Below are 5,895 nucleotides of genomic sequence, written 5' to 3'. Positions count from 1 at the left end.
GCATCGCCGCCTCCATATCTGAAGGCTACGAGCCGTGGGCCGGCCCCATCGAATACCGCACCAACGGTTCGATGATCGCCGACCGCGCCGGTGTTGTGACCCCGTTCGCCATGATCAACCTGCAGGAACGCGGATCCTTCTTCGTCAAGCCCACCTCCGAGGTGTACGAGGGCATGATCGTGGGCGAGAACTCCCGCGCCGACGACATGGACGTGAACATCACGAAGGAAAAGAAGCTCACCAACATGCGTGCAGCTTCCTCGGACACCTTCGAGAACCTGACGCCCCCGCGCGACCTGACCCTCGAAGAGTCCCTCGAATTTGCCCGCGAAGACGAGTGCGTTGAGGTTACCCCGGATTCAATCCGCATCCGCAAGGTCATCCTGGACACCAACGAGCGTGCCAAGGCCAACCGCGCCCGCGCCAAGGTCTGATCCCGGTCTCCGGGCTTCAGCCACAACGTGATTAAGAGAGCTGCCGGTACGGCAGGCGGCATTGCCGCCGCCGTGCCGGCAGCTCTTTTTGTTGCCCTGGCCGGCACCGCCCTGCACCGCCACGATCTGGTCCTGGGCGGAGTGGACGTCCCGTGGGGCGCCGTCGCTGCGCTCGTGCTGCTGGGCTCGGTCCAGCTGTGGCTGGGAGCGGCATTCCGTTCTGTCACCCCGACGGCGGCTTGCGGAGTCCTCTGCTACGCGCTGATTGGCTGGTGGTCCACCCTGGAAGCGGGCAAGCGCCTGGTCATCGGCGACGCCGCGGGCAATATCTGGGTCTTCGGCATCGCAGGCATCACCGTGGCCATGCTCGCCTGGTGCCGGCGCTACAGGAGGCCGAGCGGCCAGGACCGGTGACGACGGGCCAGGACCGGACCGCCCTGCCCGGCTCCCCACGGGACATGCCCATTTTTCGATCGCTCGAGTGGGCGCAATGGCATTATGTCCGGCCCTGGGTTGGTGCGCGGGACATGCCCCGCCCTCAGGGTCGTACCTGTCCAGCACCGCCCCCATCCGGCTGGTGCAGTTTTCCACATAGTGCAGGATCCGGCTTCCAGGGCGCAGAGTGCGGCTCCACCATGGGTGAATGGCCAACATCATCGAGGTGCTCTCGAATTACGACGGCGTCGCCCGCGCCAAATACATTGCCGCCGCGGGGGTCTCCGATTTTCAGCTCAAGTCCGCGATGGCCTCGGGAACCGTGTCCCGGGTGGCCCGCGGCGTCTATGCGTTGCCCGGTGCAGACGAGCAGCTGATCGCCATACGCTCGCTTCCGGCGGAACCGGCGTGTATCACCGCGGCACACTTCAGCGGGCTGTGGGTCCTTGAAGCCCCGGCCCAGCCGCACGTTGCCCTCACCCACAGCAGGAGCTACCAGGGCTTCGTCTGCCACAGGGCGCCCGCGCCCCCGACCCTCCTGGACACGGTCATCCAATGCTTGCGCTGCCTACCCGAACCTCACGGGCTGATCATCGCCGAATCCGCCGTCGTGCTGAAGGGACTCCCGCTGGGTGCGTTGCGTCAGCGGCTCGATGGCCGGAACGACACCCGGGAGCGCCGGATCGTGTCGGCGATTGTCCCGCAGTCGCAGTCGCTCATTGAGTGCCTGGCCCGGTTCCTGCTGCGGCGGGCCGGTTTCCATGTTGAGTCGCAGGTCAACGTTCCAGGAATGGGACACCTGGACCTGATGGTCGACGGCCGTCTCGGCATCGAGACCGACGGGGCGGGATCCCACATGGACAAGGCCAGCTTCGAGGAAGACCGGCGGCGTTGGAACGTCACCACGCGCCGGGGAATCCCGACTCTTGTTGTGACGTACCCGCTGCTGAGGGACCACCCCGAGGATTTCATCACCATGGTCCGCGACGCCCTGAACCGTCTGTCTGCGGCCGCCTAGAGTCAGACTCCACGTCCAGCTTCGTTCGCCCTTGCGATACGGTTCGGCACTGTGGTCCTGCACTCTGATCCTGCAGCGCGCCCAGCCACTGCGGAAATTGTCCCGTGCTCTTTCGATGCACCGCTGGACATGTCCCTTGTTCCGTTGGTTATCCCTGCACATGTCCCTTGTTCTGCTGGTTTACCACTGGACATGTCCCTTGCTCCGTCGATTCACCACGGGACATGTCCCGCGCTGGGTGGCGGCGATGAGCATGGCGCCGAAATGTCCATCTCCTGCAGCAAGGAGAGGGAATGTCCATTGGTGGCCGGGGGTGGGGCTGGGCATGTGCGTGGTTGGCCAGCAGGGGAGGGCATGTCCATTGGTCGCCGTGGGCCGGGCTGGGCATGTGCGTGGTTGGCCAGCAGGGGAGGGCATGTCCATTGGTCGCCGTGGGCGGGGCTGGGCATGTGCGTGGTTGGCCAGCAAGGGAGGGCATGTCCACTGGTCGGGTGGTGCGGAGGGCATGTCCCCTTGGCGCAACCACCGAGGCGCCTACCCCGGGACCGCCCGTCAGGGCTCCTGCACCCGTGGGGCGCGGCGAGGCGGGGGCGGCGGGACTTCCTTGGCTGCCACGACAAGGGGGAGGGCAATGACGACGTCGGAGCGGCGGGTGCGGACGGTGCATACGCCGTCGGCGCGTTCCACGAGCTCGCCGAGGGCATCCGTCAGGCCGCCGTCGATCCTGTACCGGACCACAACGCGGGTGCCGAGCGGGGCGGCGGAGAGAAACTGCTGGGGCAAGGGCAAAGGCGAGCTCATCAGATCATCGTAAGACGCGGAGCATGTGTGACGTCCGGCTAGGTTCGCGGGAACAGGCTGGGAGATAATAGGCTCAGAAGTCAGCAGCCCGGCTCAGGGCCTGGAAATCATCCGGCCGGTCGCCGGAACCAACGTGGAGAGGCCAGGGACGTGACGTACGTAATCGCGCAGCCGTGTGTAGATGTCAAAGACAAGGCATGTATTGAGGAGTGCCCCGTCGATTGCATTTACGAGGGTGAGCGTTCCCTGTACATCCACCCCGACGAGTGCGTGGACTGCGGTGCCTGTGAGCCGGTCTGCCCCGTGGAGGCGATCTACTACGAGGACGACACCCCCGAAGAATGGGCCGACTACTACAAGGCCAACGTCGAGTTCTTCGACGAACTCGGGTCCCCGGGCGGCGCCGCGAAGGTTGGGAACACCCACACCGACCACCCCATGATCGCCGCCCTGCCGCCGCAGAACCAAGAGAACTAGGACGGCGCTAAGGTGACATCCGCGGTGCGCACCTTCGGCCTGAGCCTGCCCGATTACCCGTGGGAGGCCATGGCGCCGTATCTCGCCACGGCAGCCCGGCACCCGGCAGGAGCCGTCAACCTTTCCATCGGAACCCCGGTGGACGCGACGCCGGCCCTCATCCAGGACGCACTGCGCGCCGCCGCGGACGCCCCCGGCTATCCCACGGTGCACGGGACGCCGGCCCTGCGGGAAGCCATCGCCGGCTGGTTTGCGCGCCGGCGCGGCGTCCCCGGGCTCGACCCGCAGAATGTGATGCCAACGGTGGGTTCCAAGGAACTCGTCGCGTGGCTGCCGTTCCTGCTCGGCCTGAAGCCGGGCGACGTCGTCGTCCGGCCCACGGTTGCGTACCCCACCTATGACATCGGGGCCACCTTCGCCGGTGCGGAGCAGGTCGCCGCGGACGACCTTGACGAGCTCGACGCCGGCACCCGGGCCCGCGTGCGCCTGGTCTGGGTCAATTCACCGGCCAACCCCACCGGCAGCGTCCGGGACATCGCGTCGCTGCGGCGGATCGTCCGGCAGGCCCGCGAGCTCGGCGCCGTCGTCGCGTCCGATGAATGCTACGCCGAACTCGGCTGGGGGGAGTGGGACCTCCAGCGTGGCGGCGCCCCGGTCCCGAGCGTCCTGGATCCGCAGGTCGCAGAAGGCTCCCACGATGGCCTGCTCGCCGTCTATTCGCTGAGCAAACAGTCCAACGTGGCCGGTTACCGCGCGGCATTTGTCGCCGGCGATCCGGTGATCATGGCGAACCTGGTCAACAGCCGCAAGCACGCCGGGATGATTGTGCCCTATCCGGTCCAGGAAGCCATGCGCGTGGCCCTCGGCGACGACGCCCACGTCCAGGCCCAGAAGGACCTGTACCGGGGCCGTCGGGAACGGATCGTGCCCGCGCTCGAAGGTTTCGGCCTGACAATCCATGAATCGAGGGCGGGCCTTTATCTGTGGGCCACCGCCGGCGAGGCGACGTGGGACACCGTGGGCCGGCTCGCGGACCGCGGAATCGTCGTTGGCCCCGGGGTCTTCTACGGCGACGCCGGCAACGGGTTCATCCGGGTGGCGCTGACCGCCAGCGACGAAAGGATCGACGCCGCCGTCTCGCGGCTGGACCCGGAAGCGTAACAATGCTGTGACGCGTGCCACATGTGGCGTGTTTTTGGCGTTTTGCGGGCCCCCCGGATTAGTGCCACCCGCGAAGTGAAGGTACTTTTTAACTGACGATCAATGGTGGCTTTCCACAAGAAGGCAGCGCAGCCTTTGGAAATCCTGTCCGCACAGGATCCGCGGGCAGCTTCACCAGATGTTGGACCAGCTTTCGACAGAGGCCCCGATGCCTCATGAGGAGACTCCATGACTGAAACCACCAGCGCAACCCTGCGCCATGCCGGCGGCGAACTCGAACTCCCGCGCATCAAGGTTGTAGAAGGGAACGAAGGCTACGACGTTTCCAAGCTGCTGAAGCAGACCGGCGCCGTCGCCTTCGACCCCGGTTTCATGAACACCGCGGCCACCACCTCGGCCATCACCTACATCGATGGTGACGCCGGCATCCTGCGCTACCGCGGCTACCCGATCGAGCAGCTGGCCCAGCACTCGAGCTTCCTGGAAGTCTCCTACCTGCTGATCTACGGCAACCTGCCGACCCCCACCGAGCTGGAGTCCTTCGACCAGCGGATCCGCCACCACACCCTGCTGCACGAGGAGCTCAAGGGCTTCTTCAGCGGCTTCCCCCGTGACGCCCACCCGATGCCGGTGCTGTCCTCGGCCGTGTCGGCGCTGTCGACGTTCTACCAGGACTCGCTGGATCCGTTCAACGCCGAGCAGGTGGAGGTGTCCACCATCCGCCTCATGGCCAAGATGCCGGTCATCGCCGCCTACGCCCACAAGAAGTCGATCGGGCAGCCCATGCTGTACCCGGACAACTCGATGAACCTGGTGGAGAACTTCCTGCGCCTGAGCTTTGGCCTGCCGGCCGAGCAGTACGAGGTGGACCCGGTCATCGCCAAGGCCCTGGACCTGCTCCTGATCCTGCACGCCGACCACGAGCAGAACTGTTCGACGTCGACCGTCCGCCTGGTCGGTTCCTCGAACGCGAACCTGTTCGCCTCCGTCTCCGCCGGCATCAACGCCCTCTTCGGCCCCGCCCACGGCGGTGCCAACGAGGCCGTCCTGAAGATGCTGCGCCAGATCCAGGCCGACGGCATCAAGCCCGAGGACTACATGGAGAAGGTCAAGAACAAGGAAGACGGCGTCCGCCTCATGGGCTTCGGGCACCGCGTCTACAAGAACTACGACCCGCGCGCCAAGATCATCAAGGCCACGGCTCACGAAGTCCTGAGCAAGCTCGGCGGAAACGACGAGCTCCTCGACATCGCCATGCGCCTTGAAGAGAAAGCCCTGGGCGATGACTACTTCATCCAGCGCAAGCTCTACCCCAACGTGGACTTCTACACCGGCCTGATCTACAAGGCCATGGGTTTCCCGGAGAAGATGTTCACCGTGCTGTTCGCCATCGGGCGCCTGCCGGGCTGGATCGCCCAGTGGCGCGAGATGATCAGCGACCCCAACACGAAGATCGGCCGCCCGCGCCAGCTCTACGTCGGCGAACCGGAACGCAACTACCCGTCGCTGTAGCCCGCCCGCCGGCCACGGCGCGCGATAGACAGTACGACGCCGGGACCGGTGTGGCCC

At 66.1% G+C, this 5,895-nt stretch carries 6 protein-coding genes and 1 pseudogene; 6 read left to right on the top strand and 1 reads right to left on the bottom strand.

Annotated elements, in window-relative coordinates; genetic code table 11:
• The 3 genes and pseudogenes from AC1D1W_RS19540 to AC1D1W_RS19530 all read left to right on the top strand — a co-directional run.
• Positions 1 to 434 (top strand): annotated as a pseudogene (locus AC1D1W_RS19540) (translational GTPase TypA); the annotation flags it as partial.
• A gap of 27 nt (positions 435 to 461) precedes the next feature.
• Complete coding sequence (locus tag AC1D1W_RS19535) at positions 462 to 848, top strand: hypothetical protein (protein WP_476944561.1); 387 nt, start codon at positions 462 to 464, stop codon at positions 846 to 848.
• Positions 849 to 1,077: 229 nt separating this feature from the next.
• Complete coding sequence (locus AC1D1W_RS19530) at positions 1,078 to 1,887, top strand: type IV toxin-antitoxin system AbiEi family antitoxin domain-containing protein (RefSeq protein WP_476944560.1); 810 nt, start codon at positions 1,078 to 1,080, stop codon at positions 1,885 to 1,887.
• Positions 1,888 to 2,439: 552 nt separating this feature from the next.
• Here AC1D1W_RS19530 and AC1D1W_RS19525 read toward each other — a convergent pair.
• Positions 2,440 to 2,688, bottom strand: a complete 249-nt coding sequence (locus AC1D1W_RS19525; protein ID WP_476944559.1) for a putative acetyltransferase — start codon at positions 2,686 to 2,688, stop codon at positions 2,440 to 2,442.
• Between the two features lie 150 nt (positions 2,689 to 2,838).
• Between AC1D1W_RS19525 and fdxA the strand changes: the two genes are divergently transcribed.
• The 3 genes from fdxA (at position 2,839) to AC1D1W_RS19510 (ending at position 5,838) form a co-directional block, all read left to right on the top strand.
• Positions 2,839 to 3,165 (top strand): ferredoxin, encoded by a 327-nt coding sequence (gene fdxA, locus AC1D1W_RS19520; RefSeq protein WP_028275689.1) that lies wholly within the window; start codon positions 2,839 to 2,841, stop codon positions 3,163 to 3,165.
• Between the two features lie 12 nt (positions 3,166 to 3,177).
• Positions 3,178 to 4,326 (top strand): succinyldiaminopimelate transaminase, encoded by a 1,149-nt coding sequence (gene dapC, locus AC1D1W_RS19515; protein ID WP_476944558.1) that lies wholly within the window; start codon positions 3,178 to 3,180, stop codon positions 4,324 to 4,326.
• A 228-nt stretch (positions 4,327 to 4,554) separates the two neighbouring features.
• On the top strand, positions 4,555 to 5,838 hold the full coding sequence (locus tag AC1D1W_RS19510) for a citrate synthase (protein WP_028275687.1): 1,284 nt from the start codon (positions 4,555 to 4,557) through the stop codon (positions 5,836 to 5,838).
• Positions 5,839 to 5,895: the final 57 nt, after the last annotated feature.

Source organism: Arthrobacter sp. P1_B4 (assembly GCF_056406555.1).
The sequence above is the reverse complement of the archived record's forward strand: the minus strand, read 5'-3'. Positions and strand labels throughout refer to the sequence as shown.